The 26,250-nt window shown below is 65.2% G+C and carries 16 protein-coding genes; 3 read left to right on the top strand and 13 right to left on the bottom strand.

Annotation, left to right across the window (positions count from 1 at the left end; genetic code table 11):
- The first annotated feature begins 73 nt into the window (after positions 1–73).
- The gene (locus AC0MRV_RS09850; RefSeq protein ID WP_472764291.1) at positions 74–466 is read left to right on the top strand and encodes a hypothetical protein; all 393 of its coding nucleotides are present in this window, start codon (positions 74–76) and stop codon (positions 464–466) included.
- Positions 466–1,323: a hypothetical protein gene (locus AC0MRV_RS09845; protein ID WP_472764290.1), complete on the top strand. Its 858-nt coding sequence runs from the start codon at positions 466–468 to the stop codon at positions 1,321–1,323. Before AC0MRV_RS09850 ends, AC0MRV_RS09845 begins: the two co-directional genes overlap by 1 nt.
- Here AC0MRV_RS09845 and AC0MRV_RS09840 read toward each other — a convergent pair.
- The 13 genes from AC0MRV_RS09840 to AC0MRV_RS09780 form a co-directional block, all read right to left on the bottom strand.
- Positions 1,309–2,616 (bottom strand): hypothetical protein, encoded by a 1,308-nt coding sequence (locus tag AC0MRV_RS09840; RefSeq protein WP_472764289.1) that lies wholly within the window; start codon positions 2,614–2,616, stop codon positions 1,309–1,311. The two genes, AC0MRV_RS09845 and AC0MRV_RS09840, sit on opposite strands and share 15 nt — an antisense overlap.
- The gene (locus tag AC0MRV_RS09835; RefSeq protein WP_472764288.1) at positions 2,613–4,097 is read right to left on the bottom strand and encodes an adenylate/guanylate cyclase domain-containing protein; all 1,485 of its coding nucleotides are present in this window, start codon (positions 4,095–4,097) and stop codon (positions 2,613–2,615) included. Before AC0MRV_RS09835 ends, AC0MRV_RS09840 begins: the two co-directional genes overlap by 4 nt.
- A gap of 30 nt (positions 4,098–4,127) precedes the next feature.
- Positions 4,128–4,739 (bottom strand): TIGR04282 family arsenosugar biosynthesis glycosyltransferase, encoded by a 612-nt coding sequence (locus AC0MRV_RS09830; protein ID WP_472764287.1) that lies wholly within the window; start codon positions 4,737–4,739, stop codon positions 4,128–4,130.
- On the bottom strand, positions 4,736–6,742 hold the full coding sequence (locus tag AC0MRV_RS09825; RefSeq protein WP_472764286.1) for a glycosyltransferase family 2 protein: 2,007 nt from the start codon (positions 6,740–6,742) through the stop codon (positions 4,736–4,738). Before AC0MRV_RS09825 ends, AC0MRV_RS09830 begins: the two co-directional genes overlap by 4 nt.
- A gap of 255 nt (positions 6,743–6,997) precedes the next feature.
- Positions 6,998–8,410 carry a sensor histidine kinase gene (locus AC0MRV_RS09820; RefSeq protein ID WP_472764285.1) on the bottom strand — a complete coding sequence of 471 codons (1,413 nt, stop codon included), beginning with the start codon at positions 8,408–8,410 and terminating at the stop codon, positions 6,998–7,000.
- Positions 8,397–9,074, bottom strand: a complete 678-nt coding sequence (locus tag AC0MRV_RS09815; RefSeq protein WP_472764284.1) for a response regulator transcription factor — start codon at positions 9,072–9,074, stop codon at positions 8,397–8,399. The genes AC0MRV_RS09820 and AC0MRV_RS09815 overlap by 14 nt, the downstream gene beginning before the upstream one ends.
- A gap of 161 nt (positions 9,075–9,235) precedes the next feature.
- Positions 9,236–10,765 carry a DegQ family serine endoprotease gene (locus tag AC0MRV_RS09810; protein ID WP_472764283.1) on the bottom strand — a complete coding sequence of 510 codons (1,530 nt, stop codon included), beginning with the start codon at positions 10,763–10,765 and terminating at the stop codon, positions 9,236–9,238.
- Between the two features lie 202 nt (positions 10,766–10,967).
- Positions 10,968–11,912: an ATP-binding response regulator gene (locus AC0MRV_RS09805; protein ID WP_472764282.1), complete on the bottom strand. Its 945-nt coding sequence runs from the start codon at positions 11,910–11,912 to the stop codon at positions 10,968–10,970.
- Positions 11,909–12,286 (bottom strand): response regulator, encoded by a 378-nt coding sequence (locus AC0MRV_RS09800; RefSeq protein WP_472764281.1) that lies wholly within the window; start codon positions 12,284–12,286, stop codon positions 11,909–11,911. Before AC0MRV_RS09800 ends, AC0MRV_RS09805 begins: the two co-directional genes overlap by 4 nt.
- 36 nt (positions 12,287–12,322) lie before the next feature.
- A complete protein-coding gene (locus AC0MRV_RS09795) occupies positions 12,323–14,662 on the bottom strand; it encodes an ATP-binding response regulator (protein WP_472764280.1) in 2,340 nt (779 codons plus the stop codon).
- Between the two features lie 216 nt (positions 14,663–14,878).
- Positions 14,879–16,657, bottom strand: a complete 1,779-nt coding sequence (locus tag AC0MRV_RS09790) for an ankyrin repeat domain-containing protein (protein WP_472764279.1) — start codon at positions 16,655–16,657, stop codon at positions 14,879–14,881.
- A gap of 82 nt (positions 16,658–16,739) precedes the next feature.
- Positions 16,740–20,003, bottom strand: a complete 3,264-nt coding sequence (locus AC0MRV_RS09785) for a VCBS repeat-containing protein (RefSeq protein WP_472764278.1) — start codon at positions 20,001–20,003, stop codon at positions 16,740–16,742.
- The gene (locus AC0MRV_RS09780) at positions 20,000–23,641 is read right to left on the bottom strand and encodes a CRTAC1 family protein (RefSeq protein WP_472764277.1); all 3,642 of its coding nucleotides are present in this window, start codon (positions 23,639–23,641) and stop codon (positions 20,000–20,002) included. Before AC0MRV_RS09780 ends, AC0MRV_RS09785 begins: the two co-directional genes overlap by 4 nt.
- 155 nt (positions 23,642–23,796) lie before the next feature.
- Here AC0MRV_RS09780 and AC0MRV_RS09775 point away from each other — a divergent pair, with 155 nt between their 5' ends.
- On the top strand, positions 23,797–26,244 hold the full coding sequence (locus tag AC0MRV_RS09775; protein ID WP_472764276.1) for a hypothetical protein: 2,448 nt from the start codon (positions 23,797–23,799) through the stop codon (positions 26,242–26,244).
- Positions 26,245–26,250: the final 6 nt, after the last annotated feature.

Below are 26,250 nucleotides of genomic sequence, written 5' to 3'. Positions count from 1 at the left end.
GAACGGGCCCAACGCGGGCAATAAGTAGATCCCTCGGTTGACGGCGCTCAACCCGCTGAGTCCCTTGCCGCGAATGCCCTCGCGACTACGAGCCAACTCCCGACTCTTCTCGCTGATCCTGCTCGGTGCCCTTGCCTCCAGCTGCAGCGCGATTGCCTCCGGCACCTACCCTCCCGCTCCGCCCCGCCTGCGATCCGACGTGGTGCGCAGCATCGATCCCGAGGCCTACAATCTCGGCAAGTCCATCTACAATGGTCGCGCCAACCTCGCCGCGTCGGGGGCCAGGGCAAGTGCCGCCACGTCGGCCAACGAACAACGAATTTCCGCCGTCGTGGACCAGATTCCCGACCGTGCCCGCGCCAAACTCGACGTGCCCCAACTCGCCCGCAGCCTCGATGCTTCGGGCGTCGACGCCCTGATTTACTACCTGGAACTTCGCTTCCGTCTCACGGAGGGCGTATCCTGATGCGACACCTACTCCTTTCCGTCACCGGTCTCATCACCGCGGCCACGGGCTTTGCCTCCTCGGCCTACATTCCCAGCCCCGGCACCGGCAATCTGCGCCCGACCGCCTCCGTGCAATGGGCCAGGGACTTCTGGTTCGATGACAACAAAGCCACCCTGCCCGGCCACCTGACCCAAGTCACCGCCGGCGCCGAAATCGAATACGGCCTCACGCCCAACCTCGGGCTCGACGCCACGCTTGCGTATTCAAATGTAAACTACCAAGGCGGCCCCCTCGGCCCCTACGTGCTCACCACCAACGGCAAGGAAACCCGCAGTGGCCTGGCCGACATCCGCCTCGGCGCCTCCTGGCGCATCATTGACGAATACCGCAGCCTCAACGAGGCCACCCCCACGGTCACCCTCCGCCTCGGCGCCATCATTGCCGGCACCTACGACACCGGCTTCCTTAATGCCGTCTCCGACGGCGCCGACGGCTGGGAATTCGGCGTGAAGTTCGGCAAGCAACTCATCGCCGCCAACGCCGGTCTTTACGGTGACCTCACCTATCGCTTCCTCAGCAGCTCAGTCCCCGACGAATGGGAGGCCAGCCTCGGCGCCTACAAGACCATCGACGCTTTCACCTTCTCGCTGGGCCTGCGCGAGAAACAATCGGTCGGCGGCATCGACATCCTCGGTCCTGGCTTCAGCCTGCCCCGCTTCACCGATGTGCGGGAGAAGAACCGCACCATCGAAGTCGGGCTCACCTGGGCCTGGCGCCCGGATTCCACGCTCAGTCTCGGCTACGCCCGCACCCTCGACGGCGAAAACACCCCCAAGAAGAACGTCATCGTCGGCGCCGCGTCACTCAACTTCTGAGCCGCGTCGCCGCATCGCCGCGAGCGTCAGCGAGTGGCCCACCACCACCGCCGCAACCACCACCGCCACCTCCAGCGGCCGCGTCCACCAGGGGTGCGTGTAGTCCACGCCCGCCCCCATCGTCCCGCCCCAACCGTGGGTGTAGGCCAACGGCACCGCCAGCAGCACCCCGATCCCCCACGCTCGCGGCTGCACTCCCAGCCAAGGCAGCAACCACAGCGCATACCAGGGATTCACCACCGGCGACAACAACAGCGCCACCCCCAGGATCGGCGCCACCGGCGGCAACGCGGCCCGCGGCCCGCGTGACCACCGCCACCCCAGCCACGCCGCGATGCCCACCGTCAAACCTCCGGCCACGCCCCTTGCCCAGCTCCCCGGCAGCACCGCCACCAACACCGCGAAACCGGTCGAGTTGTATTCGAAACTCTGTGACATGGCCCGCACCGCCGGCCATTCGCCCATCGATCCCTGCAGCCAAAACGGTAGGTAACACGCGACCCAGCCCAGCAAGCCCACCGCCACCGCTCGCCAACCAAATCGCCAGACCACAAACGGGGCCAGCACCGCCCCGAAGGGTTTCACCGCCGTGGCCAGCGCCACCGCGAGGGCCGACCCACCGCCGCGCGCCCGTTGCCACGCCGCCAAAGCCACGGCCCCGAGCGCGACGCCGACCGCTTCGGGGTGTCCGGCAAACGCAAACTCCGTCACCGCCAGCGGGCACCACCACACCAGCAGCCAGCCGCGCCAACCCAGGTGCGGGCGCAACACCCACCACCCCACGCACTCGGCCAGCAACAACCAGAGCTTCAAGGCAACCAGGGACCCCGGCGCCATGCTCGCCGCCAGCGCGAACACTCCCTGCGAAACCGGCCCGTAAATCGTGGTCAGGTCCGGATTATTGATGCCATCCAAGGCGTCCGCGACTCCCGCCGGCACTTCCCCCTCGGTCTGAAATCCCGCCAGGGGCGGGAAGGCATAGGGGTTGCCAGTCGTGGTGGTCACGTATCCGTCCCACAGATACCGATGGTAGTCATCCTCCCAACTCGGCGCCGCCCCCAGCCCGAGCAACCGGAAACCCAGCCCAAATCCCGCGATCAGCCACCAGGTCCGCCGCGAGTCCCGCCCCCGCCAAAGCACCGCCGCCATCGCCAACCAGCCAATCAGATGCGCCGTGCCGAGCCAGACCCGTGCGTCCGTCGCCTCCGCCCACCACGCCAGCCACGCATAGGCCAACGCGGCCAGTCCTCCGGCCAGCCCCACCACCCAAGTGCTCCGCGCAACCAGGTTCACCACGGAGTCTCGGTCAACGCGTCACGCCGGTGGGAGCGCATCGGCTCGGGCTGCACCTGATGCTTGGTCTTCACCGGCACCTCATGCGGAAACAACGCCTGCAGCTCGGGCGAGAGCTCAGCCCACTGGTCCGGCGGCAACAAGACCTCCCACGGTCGCGCCGCACCACACAGGTGGGCCGCCCGATTCACCGTGTTGCCGATCACCGTATAGTCGCGGCGGGCCGGCGAACCGACGGCACCGACGACCACCTTGCCCCGGTTTACCGCCGCACCGAGCGCCCAACCCTGCGGCCAGTCGTGGGTCTGCTTTTGCACCCGCGACATCAATTCACGGGCACAACGCACCGCCCGCTCCAACGGATCTCCCCCCGTGAACACGGCCAGAACGGCGTCGCCCATGAACTTGTCCACATCGCCGTCGTGGGCATGCACGACCTCGGTCTGCAGGGTGAGGAGGTCGTTGAGCTGACGCAGCAGATCGGCCGGCGCCATATCGGCGGCCGAGGAGGTGAAACCGCGCACATCCGTGATCAGCACCGCCGCCTCGGTTTCCTGACCATCGAGCCAGTTCTCCACGTAGCGGCTTTTTTCGACCGCCGACGCCGTGAATCGGGATACGAACGGCAGCAGCTTTAACTTTTCCCCCACCGAATAGGCCATGCTGTTGAAGGTCTCGGCCATCGCCGCGATCTCGTCCTCCGACTTCAGGTCGAGCTGCACCTCGGTATCGCCACGCTCGAAGCGCTTCATCGCCACCGCGAGTTGCTCGATCCCTCGCATCAGCCGCCCGGTGAGGAACAGGATGGCGGTCAACGCAATCGCCAGCGCCGCCGCCGTGACCAGCGCTTCGATGAGCAGCTTCTCCTTCAGGGCCCGATCGTAGCGCTGCACCTGTTGATCGACCTCAAGCACGGCCACGATTTCGCCGAACGAATCGCGAATGGGCGCATAACCGCTGATCCACTCGCCCACATCGGATTCGTAAATGTCGGTCGACGTGATGGCACCGGCATTGAGCGCGGCGAGGTAAGCCTGCCGATTCTGCTCCCGAATACTATACCGATTTGCGATGTAGGGCTCCGCCGCCGTCATCACGACAAACTCGGTCTCAAACGGATCCTCTTCGTTCACGGGCCGCAGCACGTAGATCTCCTGCTCATTCAGGCCATTGCGCACCTGGATCTGCTTCAAAATATCACGCGCCGCCTGAAACTCGTCCGTCAGGTAATCGAGCTGGAATTCAATCACTTCGAGCCCATCGCCACCGATCGCCACCGCACCCGTGCCCGCAATGGTTTCCACGCGGCGCTGAAACTCCTCGAGCAACTCCCGCCGCCCCATCAGGTAGTTGGTCACAAACAAGGCGCCGGTCACCAGCAGCGACAGACCCACCATTGCCATCGTCGCGCGAAAACGCAGCTGCCGCCACCACTTGATCTGGTGCGAGAAGGGGGAGGTGTTGGCAAAGGGAGGAGCCACGAACGCGCTCAAGCTCGACTGATATTGCGACTAAGGCAAACGCGAGTCCCACGGCGCCCAATCTTCCGCCGTATCCACATCGGCCATTTCCGCCAGCTCCACCAGAGCAAGACCGGCCGCCTGCGCCCGCTCCCGCGTTTGCGCCGCCACCCGCGCTGTGCTCCAAGCGATGCCGGTCAGCAGCTCGAGCTGCGGTGCGCGCATCCCCAGCAAACAATACCCTCCATCGCGTGCCGGCGCCATCGCTACATCCGCCGCCACCATCGCCGCGGCGGCCTCTCGCAACCGCGTTTCATCCAAATCCGGACAATCCCCTCCAATCAAAAACACGGCCTCCGCCCCGCGCCCAAACGCCGCCTGCGTCGCGCTCTGCAAGCGCTCACCGAGATCGCCCTCCGACTGCGGCCAGAACGAGCGCCCCAACGCCTCACCCAACCACCCCCGCATCGCCGCCTCCGCCGCCGCCGTGCCCGGCGCGTAATGCACCTCGACCGGCCAGTCGCGCGGGATCGCCGCGACCTGCCGTTCCACCAGCCATCGATAAATCGCCAGCGCCCGAACCTCTCCCACCACCGCCGCCAGGCGCGTCTTCACCGCACCGGCCTCCGGCACCTTCAGGAAGATCAACACCGTGGGTTTCATGCCTTTAGCCTCCGTCGTGACCACGCCCAGCCGAGCAACAAGGGCGCCCACATCATCCCCTTTTCGATCCAAGTTTGGTGCCATTCACCGGTCACCGCCTGTCGCTCCCACAGCCAAAAATAAACAAACACACTCACGCTCACCGCCAGGATGCCCCGATTCCGCGTCGCCACCGCAAAAGGCACCACCCACACGAAATACCACGGGTGCACCGACGGCGAAAAGGCCAGCACCGCCAACAGGAACGTCTCACCGAATCCGGTCAGCGAACGCGCCCGGAAAAAGATCCACGCCGCCACCGGGGCAAAGATCAGCAAAGCCACCCCATTGCGCGAGGCACTCGCCGGCCACGCCAGCTCCACCAACCACGGCACCAACTCCGCCGTGCGCGCCCACGCCACATAATCCCGTGGCCACAGCTCGCCGATCCGTCCAAAATCCACGTGAAACCACGCCAAACCGAGCATCAACGGCACCCCCGCGATCGTGCCCACCTGGCTTGCGCCCTTCCAATCCCGCGCTCGCAGCCGCGCCCAAACACACCACGCCACCAGCGGCGCCGAAATCCACTTCAAGCCCACCGACACCCCCAGCCACCAGGCCGCCGCCCATCGCCGCCCCCGGCCCGCCGCACCACCTCCCCAACCCGATTCCTCGGCCAAAGTGTCACCTAATGGGTGACACTTTGGTTCGGGCCAGGCCAACCAGCCGGCCACCAGCGCGAGCACGAGCAACGATTCGTAGTGCGCGCCGCCGGCGCCGACGTAGATGACCAGTGGATTCCACGCGTAGACCAAGGTTGCCGGCAGACCGAAGCGTTTTGCCAACAGCCGACACACCGCGAGATCCGCAACAATGAAGGCGAGTTTCATCGCCAACACCGTGGTCGAAACCGCGGTGATCAGCCGCAAGGCGATCTGCGCCAGCGGCGGATAGATCGCCGAAAATTCCTTGTGGTTGATGAACGCCCAAGTGGCATCACGCCAGGTCACGAGATAAGGATCGTCGGGGGCATGCAGGTAAGGCGAAAAGCCCGCCGATTGCATGCGCCCTTCCCACAGGTAGCGCCACACATCATCGCCCGGCGCCATCGGCAACAACAGCACCCGCGCGCCGATCGCCACCCCCCAGAACCAGGCCGCTGAAACCGATGGCAACGAGAGGCTCGCCAGCCACCCCAAGGCCATCACCGCCACCGCCGCCAAGAACCACGGCACCGTCCCCGCTGCAGCAAAGTCCCCCCACGGCATCAGCAAACCCGCCCCCAAAAGCACAAGCGCGCCCGCCCCTTTGTCACGCAGGACGTGACAAGTGAGGCGCCGCCACCAGAGCGTGGCGAGGGTGCTCAGGATGATGGTGCCGGCGGCGATGCTGCCGCGCACGGTGCCGGAAATCTTGGAGCGGCCGCCCCCGCGGCGCTTATAGCCAACCGGCAGTTCGACGATGCGGGCACCTTCCTCTGCCGCCCGCACCTGCATCTCGATCGTCCAACCGAAACCACGATCACGCATGCCGATGCGTTCGAGCACCGCGCGCCGGATCAGGCGCAGCGGGCCGAGGTCGCCGTAGCGTTGTCCCCAGCCCAACCGCATCAACGTCGTCGCCAGACCGTTGCCGAAGTGTTGCACCGGCGTCATCACGGCGCGCCCTTCCGGACGGGCACGGCGATCACCCAATACAAAGTCCGCGCCGTCGCGCGCCGCCGCGATCAATCGCGCCACATCCCGCAAGTCGTCGCTGCCGTCAGCGTCGGCGAAGAGCACCCACTCCACCGCCTTGTCGAGCTGTTGGTAACCCGTCCAGCAGGCTTGCCCGTAACCGCGCCGCGGTTCGGCCAAAACCTCGGCGCCGGCCTCACGTGCGACCTGCGCCGTGGCGTCGGAGCTGCCGTTGTCGACCACCCGGATGCGAGTGAGACCCTGTGCCCGCAAAGCGGATACGACACCGCCGATCGTTTCCGCTTCATCGAGTGCGGGAATGATGACTTGGACGGTATCGAGCATGGGCCGGAGACAAGAGGCCCCAACCGTCCCCTTTCTTCCCGCCCGGCGCAACCATCGCTACATTCGCAAGGTTCTGTTTTTACAGGAGAAAACAGAGGGCAACAGAGCCACTCCACTGAAGTTTTCACAGAAGGGAACGAAGGTAAGAAAGCTCACCGGATGAACCCTTCGTTCACTTTGTTGCCTTCTGTAAAAACTCGTCAGGCTGACGGCTCCGTTGCCCTCTGTTCCCTCCTGTTAAATCCAACTGTGCCTCTAGGCCGCGTTACCCGGCAGGCGGAGTTCGAAGACGGCACCACCGTTTTTGGCGTTTTGCACCGTCGCGTCGCCGCCGTGGGCCCGGAGGATTGCCCGCACCATACTGAGGCCGAGGCCCAGGCCGCTGGCAGTGCGACTCTGGTCACAACGATAAAGCCGCTCCCATACCTTGCCGTGTTCGGCCACCGGCACGCCGGGGCCCGTGTCGCTCACCCGCACCACGCGCTCGTCGCCTTCGCGGCCGGCCCACACCGTCACACTGCCGCCCGCCGGCGTGTATTTGATGGCGTTGTCGACGAGGTTCGCGACGGCTTGCCGCATACGCGTGGGGTCGGCCGTCACCGGCACGGGGGCACCGGCGGCGATGGTGAGACTGACTTCGGCGGCCTCCGCGACTTCTTCGTAAAGCTCGGCCGCGTTGCGCGCGATTTCGCCCAAGTCACACACGACAGGCTCGAGTTTGAGCATGCCGGCCTCGGCTTCGGAGATTTCCATCAGCGCCCGCAAGAGTGCGAGCAATTGATCGCTGCGCTCAATCACGTCGCCCAGCGTTTCGGCCGTATCCGCATCCACCCCCCCCCGCTGCAGGGAGGTCTCGGCGGAAAGCCGCAGGCCGGTCAGCGGCGTGCGCAGGTCATGCGCGACGTTATCAAGCGCCTCACGCATCGCGCGGAGGAGCCCGGCGTTCTTATCGAGCACACTGTTGAAGTGGCGCACCAATTCCGCGACCTCGTCGTTGTTACGCGGCGCCGGCACGCGGGCGTCGATCCTGCCTGTCTCGATGATCCCGCGAGCGATGGCCACCACTTCACGCAGCGGTCGGGTCGTGCGCCGGGCCGAAAGGTAACCGCCGCCGATGCCGATCAGGACCACCGCCCCCGCCACCCACGCGAAGGTCCGCCGCAGGGGCTCCAGCAAGGCTTCGCGGCTGTCGGTCGAGCGACCGATCTGCAACAGCACCGTGTCCGACAGGGCCTGTGAAACGATGGCGATGTCCCGCTCGGCACTGCGCTTGATACGCACGCGCTCGACCGTCTGCTCCCGCCAGCGGCCCCAGCCGTCGGGCACGACGACGACCGCTTGGTCTGACTCCAACCAATCCGGCGGAATCTTGCCCCAGACCTGGCTGCCGTTGGGCCCGACAAGCCGCAGAAAAAGTGAGCGCACATTGGGCTGCTGGCTGTCCTCGGCGATACGGCGCTGCAGTCCACGCAGGCCGCTGGAGACATAGACATTGGAATACTGCTGCAGCCGCTGCTGCAGGTCCTCGTAGTCGCGGGCCTCGATCTGTTGGCCGAGCAACCAATAAAGCCCGGCGAAGATCGCCACGAAGCCGACGGTGAACCAGCCGGCGAACCACAGGGTGAAACGCAGCGCCAGCGAGCGACGAATCTGCTCAAGTCCGGCCATGGCCATGCAACACGTAACCGACCCCGCGCACCGTCTCGATGCGCGACTTGTCGGGATCCACCTTGGCGCGTAAGCGTGAAACCAATACATCGACCACGTTGGTCTGCGGATCAAAACTGTAGTCCCACACGTGCTCGAGGATCATGGTCTTGGTGACGGGCCGGTCAGGGTGGCGCATGAGGTAAGCCAGCAAAGTGAACTCGCGCGGCTGCAGCTCGATCGAGTTCTCGCCCACGGTCACGACCCGCGAAACCAGATCGAGCGAAACGTCCCCGACCGTAAGGCGGGTGGTTTCCGGGGTGCGCACCGCCCGCCGCAGCAGCGCTTGGAGTCGGGCCGAAAGTTCGGCAAAGGCAAAGGGTTTGGTGAGGTAGTCGTCGCCGCCGGCCTGCAGGCCTTTGACGCGATCCTCCACGCTTGAGCGCGCGCTCAGAAACAGCACCGGCAAGTCCGGCAGGTTGAGGCGCAGGCGCTTGACCAGCGACAGGCCATCAAGGCCCGGTAACATGATGTCGACGATGGCGGCATCGTAGGGCGTCGTGGTGATGAGCGTGAGGCCGGTGTCGCCATCGGGCGCATGGTCCACGGCGTAGCCCTCCTGCTTGAGGCCTTTGACCACAAAGGAGGCGATCTTGGCGTCGTCTTCGACTACGAGTATGCGCACGGATTCCATGATTGGGCGGAGGGACCGCGGGCGTAAAGCCCGGCGGAAAAAGAAACCGCCCCGGGGCGAACCGGATGACCTGAAGCATCGGTCGCCGCCGGGGCGGGCTCTGACTTACCTAACACAACACTGATAATACCTATGCAAAATGGGCGCGGCGCTTACTCGTCGCCGGATTCGTCGACCACGACGTAGCCAAAGCCGTAGCGGGCACTCCAGACTCGCACGAGGGTCTTGCCGTCGGGCGAGGACTTCTCGGTGAGCTGCACGGCCTCGTCGGCATCCGTCACGCGCTGGCGATTGATTTCGAGAATCACCATACCCGGGCGCAGGCCGGCTTCGTAGGAGGCGGACTCCGGGTCGACCTCGACGATCAAGGCTCCTTGCGTGCGCGACTGGACCCCATACTGGCGGCGCAGACGCGGATCGAGGTTGGCGACCTGAACGCCGTTGAGGGAGCCTTCATCGGCCTTGTCCACGTTGGGATTCAACGCGGCGACGTCGCCGTCGCGGCTGCCGATTTCCACGTCGATGGTCTTCTCGTCACCATCGCGGATGATCTTAAACTCGGCTTCCTCGCCCGGCCGCAGGTTCGCGACCGCGAAGCGCAGTTCGCGCAGCGAGTTGTAGGAGCGACCATTGACCGAGACGATGATGTCACCGTGCTCCAGGCCGGCTTTCTCCGCCGGGGTGTCTTCGCTGACGTCGCTGATGAGCACGCCCTTGGTGTTTTCCTCGAGGCCGAACTGTTCAGCCAGTTCCGGTGTGAGTTCGTCGAGGAACACGCCGAGGAACCCGCGGGTGACTTTGCCGTCGGTGGCAAGCTGCTGCATGACGTTGCGGGCGAGGTTGGCCGGGATGGCGAAGCCGATGCCCTGGAAGCCGCCGGAGCGGGAAAGGATGGCGGTGTTGATGCCGACAAGGCGACCGTTGGTATCGACGAGCGCGCCCCCGGAGTTGCCGGGATTGATGGCGGCGTCGGTCTGAATAAAATCTTCGTAGGCGAGGCCCATGGTGGCGCGGCCGAGCGCGCTGACCATGCCGCTGGTGACGGTCTGACCGAGGCCAAAGGGATTGCCGACCGCGAGCACGGTGTCGCCGACTTCGATGGCGTTGGAATCGGCGAAGGTGAGCGCCGGCAGGTTTTCGGCCTCGATCTTGATCACGGCGAGATCGGTGTCGGGGTCGGTGCCCACGACGGTGGCCTTGTGGGTCTTACCGTTGTCGAGCGTGACCTCGATCTTATCGGCATTCTGCACGACGTGGTTGTTGGTGAGGATGTAGCCATCCTCGCTCACGATTACGCCGGAGCCGGCGCCGCGCTGCGGTTCGGCGCGGGGGAGCTCAAACTCGTCGCCATCGGGCAGACCGAAATAGCGGCGCATACGCGGGTCGCGCAGGAAGGGCGGCAACTGGGCGGCGGACACCTTCTGCACCTCATCGGTCACCTCGACCTGCACCACGGCGGGCGCGACCTTTTTGACGATGGGTGAAAAGCTGACGCGCAGGCCGCCGTCGGCTTCGCGGTTGAGGGGCGTCTCGTCGACTTTCACGACGACCTTGGTTTCCGCCTTGTCGCCGGAGGAAGCAATGGCGGCGCCGGTCCAGCCGAGGGCGGCGGCGGCGAAAACGATCACGGAGGCCCGCAGGGCCCGACCGCGCTGGGGGTGGCGTTGGTAAGAAGTGTTCATGGCGATGGTTGAAAGTGGGTTTTCCCGTGGTATGCCGACGACAATAGCACAGGTCGCTTACCACTTCCTTTCGCCAACCTTACACGTGTGAAAGGTTTGGGGTGACGAAGTGAGGCGGCGAACCGGGATCAACGACCCCGGCTACAACGATCTCCTTCTCGTTCTCTCGATCCCACCAGCAGGCCGGGAGAACGACAGGCAACTACCCTGCGAGCTTCGCTTCGAGCTCGTGGATGCGTGCGAGAAGACGGGCCTCGTTTTCGCGTAGGCGTTTTTTTTCCAGCGCCGAGCTGATACGCGCCCGCAGCACGGTCGCGTTGAAAGGTTTGGCGGCGTAGTCCTCGGCGCCCGCCGCGATGCAGCGGCCGGTGCTTTCGGCATCGTCGAGTGCGGTCAGCATGATCACCGGCAGGAACGACCAGGCCGGGTTGGCCTTGATGCGTTCCAAGGTCTCGAAGCCGTCCATCTCCGGCATGAGAATATCGAGCAGAATGAGATCCGGAGCGGAGTCAGCCAACAGCTCCAGCGCCTGCGCGCCGCTCTCGGCCAAAACGACGTCGAAGCCCATGTGCTCCAGCCGCCGGGACATCATCTCGCGGTTGATCATGTCGTCGTCGACCACCAGGAGCATGCCATTGAGGCGTTCGGCCGGGGCCGCGCTGGGAGCAGCGGCGCGCGGAACCGTCGTCGCCGCGCGGGCGGCATCGGCGCGCTCGGGCGGAGCGGGCATGATGGCCTTGGCGAGCGTCACCCGCAGGTTGCTCACCGCCGACATGATCTTGTGCAGGTCGGCGACAATGTCTTCGCGGCCGAGCCCGGCGGCGCGATCGCGGCAGGATGCGTGAAATGGCGCGATGGAATCGAGCGGACCGGCCAGCTCCTCCTGGAGGTCCGCCAAGTTGAAGCGGCCGGCGGAGATGCGGTAGGGGCTCATCGACTCGTTGAGCCGGGTGAGCAGGGTGTTGCCCAGCTTGTTGATCTGCTTGAGCGGACTCTCGAGATCGGGCAGATCGTCATCCTCGACGGTCTCCAAAATAAGTTCGCTGTATCCAAGAATCTGATTCAGCGGCGTGCGCAGGTCATGGCGCAACTTGGCGAGTTCGGAAACCGACTCCGTCGACGGCGAGTCTGCCGCCCCCTCACTCACTCCGCCGCCTCCAGGCCGAGCAAGGAGTTGATCTTGGCCAGGAGCGCCTTGAGGTCGACCGGCTTGGTCTCGAACTCGTCGCAGCCGGCCGCGAGGGCCTGCTGGCGGTCGGACTCCATGGCGTGCGCGGTGAGCGCAATGATGGGAACGCCGGCAACGGCGGGTTCGGCCTTGAGTTTCTTGGCCACCTCCCAGCCGGTCAGGCCCGGCAGGCTCATATCGAGCAGGATGAGATCGTGCGCACCAGAGAGACCCGCCTCCGCGCCGGCGATGCCGTCCACCGCGATGTCGACCTCGAAGCCACGCTTCTTGAGGCGCCGGCTCAGCATGTCGCGATTCATCTCGTTGTCTTCTACCAGCAGGATCTTGGGCATGGGAATCTCCTAGGGTTGATCAGGCATTTTGCCACGTTATTTCGATTCGCGCCGTCGACTGAGTTCGCTCACGGCGTCGCGCACCTCGGCCAGCAGTTGTTCCTTGGAGTAGCTGCCCTTTTGCAGGACGCGGTCGGTCTGCTGCTTGAGCAATTGCCGCACGCTGCCGGTGAGGTCGAGCGAGGTGAGAACGACCACCGGCACGTGGCGCAGGAGTTCGTCGGCCCGCATCTCACGCAGCACGCCAAAGCCGTCGAGCTCCGGCATCATGAGATCAAGCAGGACGAGCGCCGGAGCGGTGTCACGCATCGCTTCCATGGCGGCGCGGCCGTTGGGCGCGAGCACAACTTCCCAACCTTCCCGGGAGAGCAGACGGCCAACCATGTGGCGAATCGTGTCGTCGTCCTCCGCCACGAGCACACGGAGATTGGAGCGATCGGAAAGGTTGCGCTGCAGGATGGGAGCAAGCGCGGTTTCGACCTCGTTCTTGCTCAGGTAATCCTGCGCGCCGAGCGCGAGGCCGGGTTTGGAACCATCCTCGACGCGGGTGAGCAGCACCACCGGGATGGTGGCCAGCGATGACTCCTGCTTGAGACGCGAAGTGAGGCTCTCTGCCGACTCTGATTCCATCAAAACATCGACCAGGATGACGTCGGGCGGCTCGCGCCGGGCAAACTCGAAAGCATCTGCGCGGCTGCGTGCATGGGTCACGTCGTAGGACTCATTGGCGAGCTGGGCCTGCACGCCCGCGGCGAGGGATTCGTCCTCGGCGACCAGCAGGACGCGCACGACCGCCGAAACGAGCTCGGCTTTGGCCTTGGCCACCGGGTGGTCTTCGCTCACCGCGGACGCGCCGGCTTTTTTGGCCGCCTCGCCGTCGGCGGCGATGGGGAGCGTGAGCGTAAAGGTCGTGCCTTTGCCCACTTCGCTGGTGAGTGAGATCTCGCCGCCCATCAGTCGCGCGAACTGGCGGGAAATGGTAAGACCGAGACCGGTGCCCCCGTATTTGGAGGCGGTGGAGGCGTCCGCTTGGGAAAAGGCTTCGAATACGCGTTCGCACTGCTCGGGCGTCATGCCGATGCCCGTGTCGCTCACGGCGAAATGCACGTGACCGTCGTCGCCGTCGCCGTCGCGGGCAACCTTCAGCGTGACGGTGCCTTGCTCGGTGAATTTGGCGGCGTTGCTGATGAGGTTGAGCAGAATCTGGCGGAGTTTGGTGGCGTCGGTGCGGATGACGCCAACCTCGCTGGCAAAAACGACCTGGAATTCGTTGGCGCGCTTGGCGACCAACGGCGCGGTGGTGCTGCGGACCTGTTCCACCAAGCCTTCGACGGCCTGCTCTTCGATGAAGAGGTCCATGCGCCCGGCTTCGATCTTGGAGAGATCGAGCACGTCATTGATGAGACCGAGCAGGTGACGGGCGGCGGCGAGGATCTTGTTGAGGTCGGCGGCGGCGTCCTCGTTGTCATCGTCCTCCGCGTCTTCGAGCAGGATTTCGGAGTAGCCAATGATGGCGTTCATCGGCGTGCGCAGCTCATGGCTCATCTTGGCGAGAAACGCGCTCTTGGCCTGGTTGGCGTCGTTGGCCGCGATCATGGCGTGCTCGAGCTCAACGGTGCGCTCCTGCACCTTGGCCTCGAGATTGCGATTGGCGGATTCGAGTTCGCGTTTGGCCTTGTCGAGCTCGGCGGTGCGCTTCTCGACGGTGGCCAGCATGGCGTTGAAGGCTCCGATCATGGCGCCGAGCTCACCGCTGGCGCGGTCTTGGTTGGCCCGCACACTGTAATCACCCGCGGTCACCACCCGGTCGGCCACCCGCGCGAGTTCATCGATCGGCCGCGTGATCGAGCGTTGCAGGAAACGCGCGGCGACCATCCCCAACAGCATCGAGAAAAGGCCGATGAAGACCATGCCTCGCAACGGCTCAACGAGCCGCTCACGGGCGAGTCCCGAGGTGTCGGCCTTCAGGTAAATGATGCCGATGTTTTCCCCCTCATGGGTAAGAAACTTAAAGGTCGTGACCGCATTCGGATAAACGTTGGTGCGAAACGGTCGGGGGATGAACTCCTCCCGCCCCTCTTTCACGTAGCGGGCGAGAATCTTATAATCCAGCGAGTAGACCGCACCTGCCAGAATCGAGTCAGACGCCGCGAGGTCATCCAACGAAAGCGTGGAACCGTCCGGCCGATCAGCCAGCCGGGTCGTGACCCGCTCCACCAGCAGGGCTTGGGTGGATTCCAACTGCGCCGCCACTTCCGCACGGTAGCGCAACACTTCCCAAAAGAGAAAACCGCCGAACGCTGCGCACAAGGACAGCAGCGAAACGGAGGTCACCAAGAGCGTGATCCGCCAACGGAATGGGAGGGATTTTAGCAACGGAGTCGAAGAGCTGAGGCTGTGGCTGGCGTGTCGCTTCGCGCCGAAACCGGCGGGCAGCGAGCAATTTGCATAGGTTTGCACACCGCCTTGAACACAACAAGCCAACTTCTCATGGGGGAATGCACTTAGCGCTCGACCGAATTGGCAGGCGATCGGCAGCGCAGGCTACGACTGGCCGGGCAGGCCCGGCGCGCTTCACACCGCCCCGGGGTCCTAGCGCAGGTCCTCGAGCCACACGACGCGCGTGCGCACCGCCTCGCCATTGCGCCGGGCCGGTTCGAAGCGGTAGTCCCCCATCGCACGCTCAACCTGCGTGCGGAAACGCGCCGGGCCCGCGCTCAGCACCCGGGCGTGCGAAAGAGTGCCGTCGGTTTCCACGATCCCGGTCCAGTAGGCAAAATGTTCGGTGCTCTCCGCCGAGACGATGGAATGCGAAAAATTGATCGAGGGTGACTCGCCCAACACCTGGCCGCCGCCCAAGGCCAGGGGATTGCTGACCAGCACCTGCGCCCGATAGTTCTCCTGCAACGCCAGGTCGTCCTCGCGCATGAGCCGAAACTCCGGCCGCTGACGCAGGCGCGGCCGCGAATCCACCTGCCATTCGGCAAAGACCTTTTCGTCCGCCGCCCGCAGAGCCTCCTCGTCACCCTCTCCGGTCAATACCGCCAGCAGGCGCGCGTCGTGGCGCAATTCGGCGTAGTCGAGCGCACTCAAGCCCTCCTTGTCTTCGCGGCCGAGTTCGGCGCCGAGTTTCAGGAGCGCGGCGGCCACGTCGGCATGACCGCCGAAGGTGGCTTCAATGAGCGCCGTGCGCCCACGCGGATCCCGCGCATTGAGCCTGGCTCCCCGCTCAATCAAAAGTTCCACCATCGCCGGGTCGCCGGCCCGGGCTGCCAAACTCAACATCGGCACGCTGTGCGGATGGCGACGGGCACTCACGCCGCGATCGAGCATCAGTCGCATCAGGTCGACATCGCCCGACTGCGCCACCCACCAAAGCGGTTCGGCATCAATCCAGCGGAGACCAAAATCACTGTAATCGGCGAGCAGCTCCCGACTCAGCTCCCGATTTCCCGCAAAGGCCGCACCACCCAACATCTCGTCGCGCCACACGGTGCTGCTTTGGCGCCGGTAGATCGCCGCCGCCGCCTCAATGTGCCCTTGATTCACCGCCACCTCAATCAGGTGCTCACCATCGAGATTCGACCGGGCCCGGACCCCGCGGTCCAACAACCACTCCACCGCCGCGACACGGTTTTTGTCCACGGCCCACCACAGCGGTGTGAATCGATTGCTGTTCTCAACGTCGAGATTCGCCCCGGCATCAGCCAAGGCAACCAGCGCCGGGATGTTGCCCGCTTCGGCCGCGATATGCGCCAAGGTGCCGCCTTGGAACAGGGCCGACTGCACATCGGGGTCAGGCAAGGCGGCGATATCCTCCGCCAAACCAGCTTGGATGCCGGCCGCGATTTTGAACGCCACTCGATTGGCGAGCACATTGCCGCCGAACCAAGCGCGGGGCGGGATGAATTCACCGCCCTTGGACACCAGCACCGCGGGACTGCCCTCCAATTGCTGCCCGCCCTCGAGTGTCCGCACCGCCAGCGCGGCATAAGCCCCGGAGGCGTGAAACTTTCCCACCGCGTCGACTTCGTGCACCCATTCGATGCGACCTTCCCGCAACCACACGAAGTGCACCTGCGCCCCATCGAGATCGGCTTCGCTCCACGGCCGCAAGCGGCTCAAGGAGAAGTCGACCATGAGCAGGTCGGATTCCGACTGCGAGGTGTCGCGAAAACGCCGGTGCGTGACCGAATACGATGGCGACACCAAAAACAAATCGAACTCCTCCAACAACCGGTCCTGCAGCGACCAAACACCTTCCCGCTGCACCGTCACTTCCACTGGCGCGATGTGAAAGGTCGGACCTTCCACCGCCATGACAGCGGAAGTGCACAAACAGGCCAGCGGGGCAAACAGCAGAGGCTTCATTGGGGAGCGGGGTAGACGGAAAACAAACCGACCGGATGACCCGGTGGGACTACCCGCGAGGAGGGGTTGTTCCCCTTGCCCTTCAACGCCCCAACAAGAGCGTCTCGCCGTTGCTGCGTGTGAGCAGAATCTCGGGGCGCTTGTCCCCATCCACGTCGATCAATTTCAGGGCCCGCACCGCGCCGCGCACAACGAAACCGTTTGTTGCCGGATCCACGGCCTCAAAATCACCGTGACCATCACCGCGCAGGATTTGACCGACGCCGCCACTGAAGGGGCCCACCAGGTCGGCCGGGCTGTGGTCGTTGTGCCCGGCAATCAAATCGAGGTGCCCGTCGCCATCGAGATCGCCTGCCGCCAAAGCCATCGTCGGGGCGATCTGCGCAATGCGCGGCCATGCTTGGAAGCGCCACGTTCCATCGGCCTGACTCAAGAACACCCCACTCTGAAACTGGGTCGCCTCCCAACGCTGCGCGGCGGCGAGTTCTTCGGCGTCGAACAGCGCTTCGATTGGCTTATCCGCATAGTCAACCGTGAAGCGGAATTTACGCTGCAAGCTCCGCACCTGCGCGGAGAGATCCTTGCGCTCCCGGCGCGGATACAACGCGCCGTCCTCGTAGTAGGCCTCGACCAAGGTCGGGCTGCCACGGCGACGCCCGCTGAAATTGCCCAGGATCGCCACCGCCGGTCCCGGACTGTAGACTGTATTCAAGCCAACATTTCCGGCGGCCACATCGGGACGACCATCGCCATTGAAGTCTCCCACTGCCAGCGAACGCCACCAGCCCGCCCCCGCCGCCGCAAATCCAGCCGACTCGGTCGCATCGGCGAAGTGCCCGCCGCCTTCGTTGCGCCACCAGCGCACGGTGCCCCAATCCGTTGCCAACACCAGGTCAAGACGGTCGTCGCCGTCCAGATCCACCACCTGCGCCGCCGTCACCATGCCGGTGCGCGACAGCGCATCGGGGGTCACGTCGACGAAACGGCCCGCGTCATTGCGCAGCAGCGCACTGCGCGGGCTTTCCGGATAGCTGCCGGGCATGACGCGCCCGCCGATGAAAAGGTCTTGGTCGCCATCACCGTCAAAGTCCGCCGCGACCACCGCTCCCGCACTGATCGGCAACTCCGGCAGGCTGTCCTCCGGCGCCACGTTGAAACCGCCCTGATTGAGATAAAGCCGCGGCTGGTATTCCGCTTCGCGCACCCGCGCATTGGCACCGGTGCGGGTGACGAGCAGGTCGTCCAATCCGTCGCCGTCGGCGTCGAACAAGAGGATCGGCCCCATCGCGAGCGAGCTGGACCATTCGAGGGCCGGAGCGGCGATGGAGTTGAACCGGCCCTCCGCCGTGCCGATCAGAATGCGCGCCGGCTCCTTCGAGGTCGCCGCCAGCACCAGGTCGGGATGCGTATCGCCGTTCAAGTTACCCACCGCGAGGTCCGGGCCGGAGCGGTTGAAACGAAACGGCAGCAAGGGCTGGCGGCTCGGCTCCTCGACGTCGTTTTCGCGAGTGGAAAAGGCGAATCCCATTTCGCTCGAGCGATCACGCCACATGAGCGGCCGTTCGCGCGGGGAGATCACTTCACCCGTGGCGGCTTCGGTGATCACATAGTGCCGGTCCGCCGCGAGGTCCTGAAAACGCTGCACCGCGCCACTCGGCCAACGCACCTCCAGGGCGATGATCTGCGTCGCTTCCCCGAGCCCGAAGTGCACCAGTGGCTGGCTGGCGGAAAGGTAACCGCGATTGGCGATGAGTTGCCGCCGTTGCTCCCCGTCGGTCGTGCGCAAAACCACGGTTGCACCGATGCCCGTCCGGTTCGATTTGGTGCCACGCAACGAGAGGGTCACGCGATGGCCGGCGCTGCTGTCGTTGCGCCAAACCGAAGGCGCCGCCTGGTAGTTGCCGTAAACAAGGTCGAGGTCGCCGTCGCCATCGAGGTCGCCGGTGGCGGAGCCGAAGCTCACCCCCACGTGGTCAAGTCCCCAGTCCTTGGATACGGGCGCGAAGCGCAGGTCCCCTTCGTTGCGAAAGGCGAAATTTTGCTCCGCCATCACCGGGCTGTCGCGCATGATGCGGATCGGCTCGCCGGGGTTTTCGGAGATCATGATCCGCTCCAACAAATCGGCCCCGTGGTATTCCCGATTCATGCCGTTGGTCACGTGCAGATCGACGCGACCGTCCTCGTCGAAGTCCTCGAAACGCGCCGACCAGGTCCAGTCCGTCGCGCGCAGGCCGGCGAGGATGGCCGCTTCGCGGAATTGCCCGTCGCCGAGGTTGAGGTGCAGCGCGTTGCGCATGAGCTGCGGCGGCACGGGCGAGTTGGGATCGATCTTCTGCCCGCGCACCCGCGAGCCGGCCATGCTGCGCTGATCCTTGGCGTGACTGGTCGTCGCCATGTCGGCCACGAACAGGTCAAAGGTGCCGTTGTTGTCCACATCGGCAAAGTCGGCGCCCATGGAGTAAAACGACTGGTGATCCGCCCGCGCGGTCGCGTCGGCGAAGGTTCCGTCTCCATTGTTTCGATACACCCGGTCCGGCGTGGCAAAGTCATTGTCGACCCACAGGTCGGGCCAGCCGTCGGCGTCGAAATCAAACCAGGTGGCGGCGTGGCAGGCGGTGTCGCCCCGGATCCCCGCCTTCACCGTGACATCAGTGAAGGTGCCGTCGCCATTGTTGCGAAACAGGTAGTCACGCCGCCCTTCCGGATTGTCGACGTAGTTCATCATGTTGGTGATGACGTAGACATCGAGCCAACCATCGCGGTCATAGTCGCAAAAGGCACCCACCCCGGAACCATCGACCACCGCGAGTCCGCGCGCGGCGGCCTCTTCGGTGAAGGTGCCGTCACCGCGGTTGATATAAAGGCGATTGGGCGCGGCGTAGCGGCAGACGTAGAGATCGAGGTCACCGTCATTGTCGACGTCGGCAAACGAAGCGCCCTGCTCCCACGGTTTGCGGTCGGACGGCTCCGCCGCCGGCAGACCCGCGCGAGCGGTGATGTCCTCAAAACGCCAGTCACCCAGGTTGCGAAACAGGCGGGAGGTCTCGGTCTTGCTGACCACAAACACATCCGGCCGGCCATCGCCGTCGACGTCGCCGATGGCGACCCCCGTGCCCATGCCGCCGAAGGTCAGCTCACGGTAGAACTCCCCCCACATGCGCGGGTCGTCGTAATGGTTCGTGGTGAGGATGCCGGAGCGTTCGGTCGGCACGGCGCTGAACAGCGTCGCTCCCGCCGGTTGGGAACGCGGGGCGAGTGGGAAGGATTCGATCTGAGCCGCCGCACCGGCGGCGCCGAGCAGCCACGCCCCGAGAATCGCACGCCCCGTTCGCCGCCCGTGTTTCATGGCGACAGGGTGACGACCGTTTCGCCAGCCGGCACGGCTTGTTCGGTCACGGTGCCGTCGGCCCAGCGCACGGACAGCCGTCCACCGGCACCCGGCACCTTGGTGAAGAACGCACTGGCGCTGGACTGGCTGAAGTAGCCCGAGCCAAAATGAATCTCCTCGGTTTGGCGGGTGCCATCCGGCGCCACGAGGGTCACTCGCGCGCCCGCCGCACCGACGCCGCGCAACCGCACTTCCAAACGCGGCGCCATCAGCTTCGCCACGGATCCGACTGTCCTCATGGCCAGGGTTTCCCCATTGTTTCGCGTCGCCACGAAGCCGGGCAGACCGTCCCCGACCAGGTTAAGCCGCACGAGCGCCTTGGCGTCGCCCTTGAGATCGATGAGGCTTTGGGCCGGCGGCACGGGCACAAATCCGCCCGCGCCATCACCCCGGAGCAACTGCCCCACGCCGCCATCGAAACGGCCGACGAAAGGCATGGGCGCAAAACTGTTCTGCATCATGAGCAGATCGGCGTGACCGTCCCCATCGTAATCAAAAACGATCATGCCCTGTGCCGGCGCGATCTGGGCGATGCGGGGCAACGGGGTGAAGGCCCAGCCGCCCGACGGCTGACTGAGGAAAACGCCGCTGCGCAGCTCCGTGGCAACGAAGCGATCCGCCGCCTCGAGTTTGTCCTCGCCCACGATTTCGGCGAGGGTCGCGGCGGCGTAATCATTGTTGCTGCGAAACTGGCGGCGAATGGTCGGGATCACCGCCCCCAGCACCTTGCTGGTGCGGCGCGGCAGCAGGCGGCCGTCCTCGTAATAGGCCTCAATGATGCGCTTGGCGCCACGCCCACGCCCGCGAAAGTCGCCGTGAAAAAGCACGGCCGGGGCGTCCGGAGTGGCCGGGTAAGGTGTATTCAGACCGGCATTACCCGCGACGTAGTCCATGCGACCGTCGCCGTTGAAGTCTCCGGCCACCAGCGAGCTCCACCAGCCGGAGCCGGCGGCGGCAAAGCCCCACGCGGCGGATTGGTCGGTGAAGCCGCGGCCAGCGTCGTTGCGGAAGGCACGGACCGGGCCCCACTCCGTCGTGACCAGCAGGTCGAGCCAGCCATCTTCATCCAGATCGGTCCACAGGGCCGACGTGACCATGCCGATGCTAGCCAGCGCGCCGGAAACGTCGGCAAAGCGACCACCTTCATTGCGCAGGAGCGCGCTCTGCGGCGACTGCGGGTAATCGCCCGGCTGGACGCGACCGCCGAGGAAGAAGTCCAAACGACCGTCGCGGTCGAAATCCGCCGCGGCGGCGGCGCCCACGCTGATCGGCAAGGTGGGCAACACCCCCGCTGGTGCGGGACTCAGGCCGCCATTGCCCGCGTTGAGCAGCAACAGCGGTTGGTAGGCGGCATCGCCGGCCGGCAGGCTGTCGGTCGCGCGGGTGACGAGCAAATCGAGGTCGTTGTCGCCATCGGCGTCGAACAGCAGGAGCGGTCCGTCGTTGAGCGTCGAATGAGCGGTGAGCTGGGCGATGGAGCCCGAAGTGAATTTGCCCTCGCCGGTTGCGGCGATGATGCGGGCGGGCGATTCAGTGGTGCCACCCATGACCAGGTCGTCGAGGCCATCACCGTTGAGATCGCCAACCGCCAGGGCCGGACCTAGCCGGCCAAAGCGGGTCGGGACAAGCGGCTGGCGGGAGTTCTCGCGGAAAGCGCCCTCCCGGGAGGTGAACTTCAGCCCCGCCGTCTCCGTGACCTCGGCGAAGAGCGAGGGCGCCGCGGATACCGGCGGGCCGGGCAGCGAGGTGGATTCGGTGGGCTCGACGATTTCGTAGCGGTGACCTGCCGCCAACTCGGGCAGTTGCTGAGTGATACCGCTGGGCCACTCGATTGTGACCTCGCGCACCGTGTCCGTTTTGCCCAGGCCAAAGTGCAGGATGGGTTCGCTGGTCGAGAGATAACCGCGCACGAGCACCAACTCGCGCGCCTGTCGCCCGGTTTCCGACGCAAGGCGGACCTTGGCGCCAACGCCCTCACGGTTGGATTGAGTGCCGCGCAGGACGAACTGGATCGCATTGCCGGTATCACTGTCGTTGCGCAGGACGGTAACGCCCGCGCCGTAGTTGCTGTAAACAATATCGAGGTCGCCGTCGCCGTCGAGGTCACCCGTGGCGGCACCAAAGGACACTCCGACTTGGTCGAGCCCCCAGTCGGCGCCGACTTCTTCGAAGTCCAAGTCGCCCCGGTTGCGATAGGCTAGGTTCGCCTCATTCAGCATCGCGCTGTCCTTCATCGTGCGCAGTCGCACGATGGGGTTCTCGGCCAGGATGATCTTCTCGCGCAGGTCCGCGTTCTGGTATTCACGATTCATCCCGTTGGTGACATGCAGGTCGAGCCGACCGTCGTTGTCGAAATCCTCAAAGCGGATCGACCAGGTCCAGTCGGTGCGGGCGAGTCCGGCGAGGTTGGCCGCTTCCTGGAAGTGCGCCATGCCGGTGTTGAGGTAGAGCGTATTGCGCAGGGTCTGCGGCGCGAGGGTGGGACTGTCGGCGTCCTCGCGGCTGAGCTCGCGGGAACTGGCCATGCCGCGCTGGTCCTTTTCGTGGCTGGTCGTCGCCATGTCGGCGACGAGGAAGTCGATGCGACCATCGTTGTTCACATCACCGATGTCGGCGCCCATGGCGGAATAGGCCATGGTGGGAATGACCTCGTGAATCACATCCGTGAAGGTGCCGTCACCATTATTTCGATACAGATGATCCGGCAGCGCGAAATCGTTGGCGACGTAGATATCGGGCCAGCCGTCCTCGTTGTAATCCCACCAGGTGGTGGAGTGGGCGAGGTTGTTGCCCGCAATGCCGGCCGCATCGCTCACATCGCTAAAGGTGCCGTCGCCGTTATTGCGCATGAGGTGGTCGCGCTGACCATCGTGACTGGCGCCGGCATTGAGCATGTTGGTCTGCACGTAGACATCGAGCCAGCCGTCCCGGTCGTAGTCGGCAAAGGCGCCCACGCCGGAGGCGTCGACGAGGGCGAGTCCGCGTTGGGCGGCTTCCTCGCGAAAGGTGCCGTCACCCTGGTTGACGAAGAGCCAGTTGGGCACGCCCCAGCGGCAGACGTAGAGGTCGAGGTCGCCGTCGTTGTCGATGTCGGCAAAGGTGGCGCCCTGTTTCCAAGCGCCGACGCCGGGATCGGCGCCGTTGCCATCGGTGCCGCCCAGGTAGCCGGTGCCGGGTTTGGGGGCGGAACCGGCGGTGATGCCGCTGGCATCGGTGACGTCCTCGAAGCGCCAATTGCCGAGGTTACGAAAGAGGCGGCAGGACTCGGTCTTGCTGACCGTGAAAACATCGGGGCGGCCATCACCGTCGTAGTCCCCGATCGCCACGCCGGTGCCCATGCCACCCAGCGCAAATTCCTGGTAACGGTCGCCCCACATGCGCGGGTCGGCGTAGTTGTTTTCCGTCACGATGCCGGTCTGCGAGGCGGGCAATTCGGTGAACATCGTGTCACCACTCCGCGCGCTGCGAGCATTGAAAGGCGTGGCGACGGGCTGCGCCTGGGCCAAACCGAGCACGGCGGACGCGAGCAAAGGACCAATCAAGCGGCCCGGAAGGATCCACTCCATCGGGGAACTGGGGGCAACGACAGGGGGCATGGGAGCGAAAAAGGGAGAGTCGACGGCAAGGGGAGTCAAGGTAAGGCTAAAAGTAGACGAGCCCCGCTGGCAGCCGGACCGGGACTGCGCTTGCCTCGTTTCCGACACCCACCTTGAGTGAGCGTTTCCCTCCCTGCCCCGCTCCGATTTTCGCCATGACCCCGAGTTCTCAGCCCCGCTCCCTCGTTTGGCTCGCCTTCATTTTGCTGGCGGCGGCTCTGCTCGCCTGGATCGACCTGGCGGCCGTCAAGCACGTCAAGACGGTCTCCAGTCAGTTCGGCGAGCGTCCGGCCTACGACGAGGAGTCCCCCACGGGCTACGTTGACGGCAAACGTTACCTCGTGCCGCTGGACCACAACGCCGAGAGTTTTCAATGGATCGTCCAGGCCCAGTTGATGGCCGCGTCCGACTCATGGCGTCTGCGCGAGGTGGACTACGACAACGCTCCCCGCACCCGGCCGGTTTATTCGCCCTCGCCCTACCGCTGGTGGCTGGCGGGCCTCGGCAAACTGCGCGCCGGCGAAGACCGTCCACTCGGCGCCGCGATCGAAGACGGGCTGTTGTGGGCCGATCCGGTGCTGCACTGGCTGATGCTGGTCGGTGTCGTCGTGGTGGTGGCCTGGCGTTTCGGACTCTTCAGCGCGGCCATGGCCGCGCCATTGCTGGCGATTTCGTTTCCGCTGTTGAGCGCGTTTTATCCCGGATCTCCCAATGATCGAGGTTTGGCGACCGTGAGTGTGGTCTGGAGCCTGTTGGCCCTCCTGGTTGGCGCGACCGGTTGGCGGCCGCGCACCTCCTTCGTGATCGCCGGCTTCCTCGCGGCCCTTGGTCTGTGGTTCGACGCGAACCGCTTGGCGCCGGTGATCGGCGGCGTCGGGTTGGGGGGCTTGTTCGCCGCATGGTGGCTGAACCGCCAGTCGGCCAAAGAGGGCGAGGATCAGGCCACCCAAACCTTGGTGCGTTTACCATGGCGCTGGTGGGCCATCACCGGAGCGGCGGCGACGGTTCTGGTCTGGGTCGTGGAGAACATGCCGGACCGGCTCGACCCCACGACCCTGCTGCTGCGCACCGTGCACCCTCTCTACGCCGTTTCGTGGCTCGGGCTCGGCCTGCTGCTCGCCCGGCTGTCCCACGCCTGGGCGGAAGGTCGTAAAGCCCTGAAATGGAACGGCTGGGTCGAATTGCTGCTGGGCGCCCTCGCCCTGGCCGCCCTGCCGGTCGCCATGCACCTGGCCGACCAACCGGGCTTTCTCGCCGGCGATGCCATGAGCGCGCAGATGTCGCCAATCCCCGGCTCCGAACGCGCGGCCGACTTTGGTGACTGGTTAAAGCAGGAGGGCGTGCGCCTGTCGTTCTGGGCCCTGATGCTGCCCATCCTGATCGCCCTGGGCAGCGGCCTCTGGCAGGTCCTGCAGCGCAGGCTTTCACCAGATCGCGCGCAAGCGGTGCTGCTGCTCATCGGCCCGGTCATCATCGGCATCGTGATCGCCTGGAAACAGGTCGCCTGGTGGATGACGGTCGGCGCGCTGGCCGCCCTCCTTCTTTGCGCCCTCGCGGCCAACCAACCGGCCGGCCGCACCCGCCGCCGCTTCGCCATCGCCCTTGCCATCGCGCTCCTGCCCAGCCTCCTGCGGGTATTGCCGCTAACGACCCCCCAAGCCATCGCGCAGCTGACCACGGCCGAGCAGCGCGCGCTGACAGAACGTGACCTCGCCTATTGGCTCACGAAGCGCATCGACGACTACCGCTCGGTCGTGCTCGCCCCGCCGGAATCGGTGCCCGCGCTCTACTACTACGGCAGCGTGCGCGGTCTCGGTTCCCCCTTCCAAGGCAACGAAGACGGCTTCGGCGCCGCCTTGCGCATCTCGGCCGCGACCTCGCCGGACGAAGCGGAAGCCTTGGCTACCCAGCGTGAACTGTCCCACGTCATCATGCCCAACTGGGATGGCTTTCTCGCCGAATACGCCCGCCTCGGTGCAGCCCAACCTGAATACACCCTCGTCGCCCTGCTGCATCAATGGTTGCCGCCACGCTGGTTGCGCGCCGTCAATCATGTCCTGCCCAAAATCGAAGGTTTCGAAGACAGCGGCGCCGTCATCTTCGAAGTGGTGGACGTGCAGGACAACGCCACCGCGCTCAGCCGCTTGGGCGAGTATTTCATCGAAACCGGCCAGATGCGCTTCGCCTATGGGATCAGCACCACGCTGGCAGAGTCCTTCCCGTCCGACCTCGGTGGCTTGGTGGCCCGCGCTCAGATCGCAGTCGCGATGAGCGACCGCGCGGCCTTCGAAAAAATCATGGCGCAGATTCTACCCTATCTCGAGGACGCCCGCGACGGTGACCTCATCTGGGATCGCCGCGTCAACCTGGCCAACCTGCTCATGCTCGCCAAAGAAGAGGACTACGCGACCGAGCAGGTGCAGTTCTGCATGGACGAAGTCGATGAATACCTGCTGCGCACCGTCACCCCGCCCACCCTGCACCGTTTCCTCATCCTCTGCGACATTGTGGGCGAACCCTTTCCGGAAGACTACCTGCGCGAGGAGGCCTTGCGCCAACTCACACCGGAGCTCCGCAAGTTGCACCTCAAGCCGCAGGAGTAAGTCGAC

Origin of the sequence: Actomonas spartinae (assembly GCF_051209155.1) — a bacterium.
Taxonomy (GTDB): domain Bacteria; phylum Verrucomicrobiota; class Verrucomicrobiia; order Opitutales; family Opitutaceae; genus Actomonas.
The sequence above is the reverse complement of the archived record's forward strand: the minus strand, read 5'-3'. Positions and strand labels throughout refer to the sequence as shown.

Bases quoted from the DNA above. Each gene is read 5' to 3' on its own strand.
- AC0MRV_RS09850 (WP_472764291.1), top strand. From the start codon at position 74: ATGCCCTCGCGACTACGAGCCAACTCCCGACTCTTCTCGCTGATCCTG.
- AC0MRV_RS09845 (WP_472764290.1), top strand. From the start codon at position 466: ATGCGACACCTACTCCTTTCCGTCACCGGTCTCATCACCGCGGCCACG.
- AC0MRV_RS09830 (WP_472764287.1), bottom strand. From the start codon at position 4,739: ATGAAACCCACGGTGTTGATCTTCCTGAAGGTGCCGGAGGCCGGTGCG.
- AC0MRV_RS09825 (WP_472764286.1), bottom strand. From the start codon at position 6,742: ATGCTCGATACCGTCCAAGTCATCATTCCCGCACTCGATGAAGCGGAA.
- AC0MRV_RS09820 (WP_472764285.1), bottom strand. From the start codon at position 8,410: ATGGCCGGACTTGAGCAGATTCGTCGCTCGCTGGCGCTGCGTTTCACC.
- AC0MRV_RS09810 (WP_472764283.1), bottom strand. From the start codon at position 10,765: ATGAACACTTCTTACCAACGCCACCCCCAGCGCGGTCGGGCCCTGCGG.
- AC0MRV_RS09800 (WP_472764281.1), bottom strand. From the start codon at position 12,286: ATGCCCAAGATCCTGCTGGTAGAAGACAACGAGATGAATCGCGACATG.
- AC0MRV_RS09790 (WP_472764279.1), bottom strand. From the start codon at position 16,657: ATGAAGCCTCTGCTGTTTGCCCCGCTGGCCTGTTTGTGCACTTCCGCT.
- AC0MRV_RS09785 (WP_472764278.1), bottom strand. From the start codon at position 20,003: ATGAAACACGGGCGGCGAACGGGGCGTGCGATTCTCGGGGCGTGGCTG.
- AC0MRV_RS09780 (WP_472764277.1), bottom strand. From the start codon at position 23,641: ATGCCCCCTGTCGTTGCCCCCAGTTCCCCGATGGAGTGGATCCTTCCG.
- AC0MRV_RS09775 (WP_472764276.1), top strand. From the start codon at position 23,797: ATGACCCCGAGTTCTCAGCCCCGCTCCCTCGTTTGGCTCGCCTTCATT.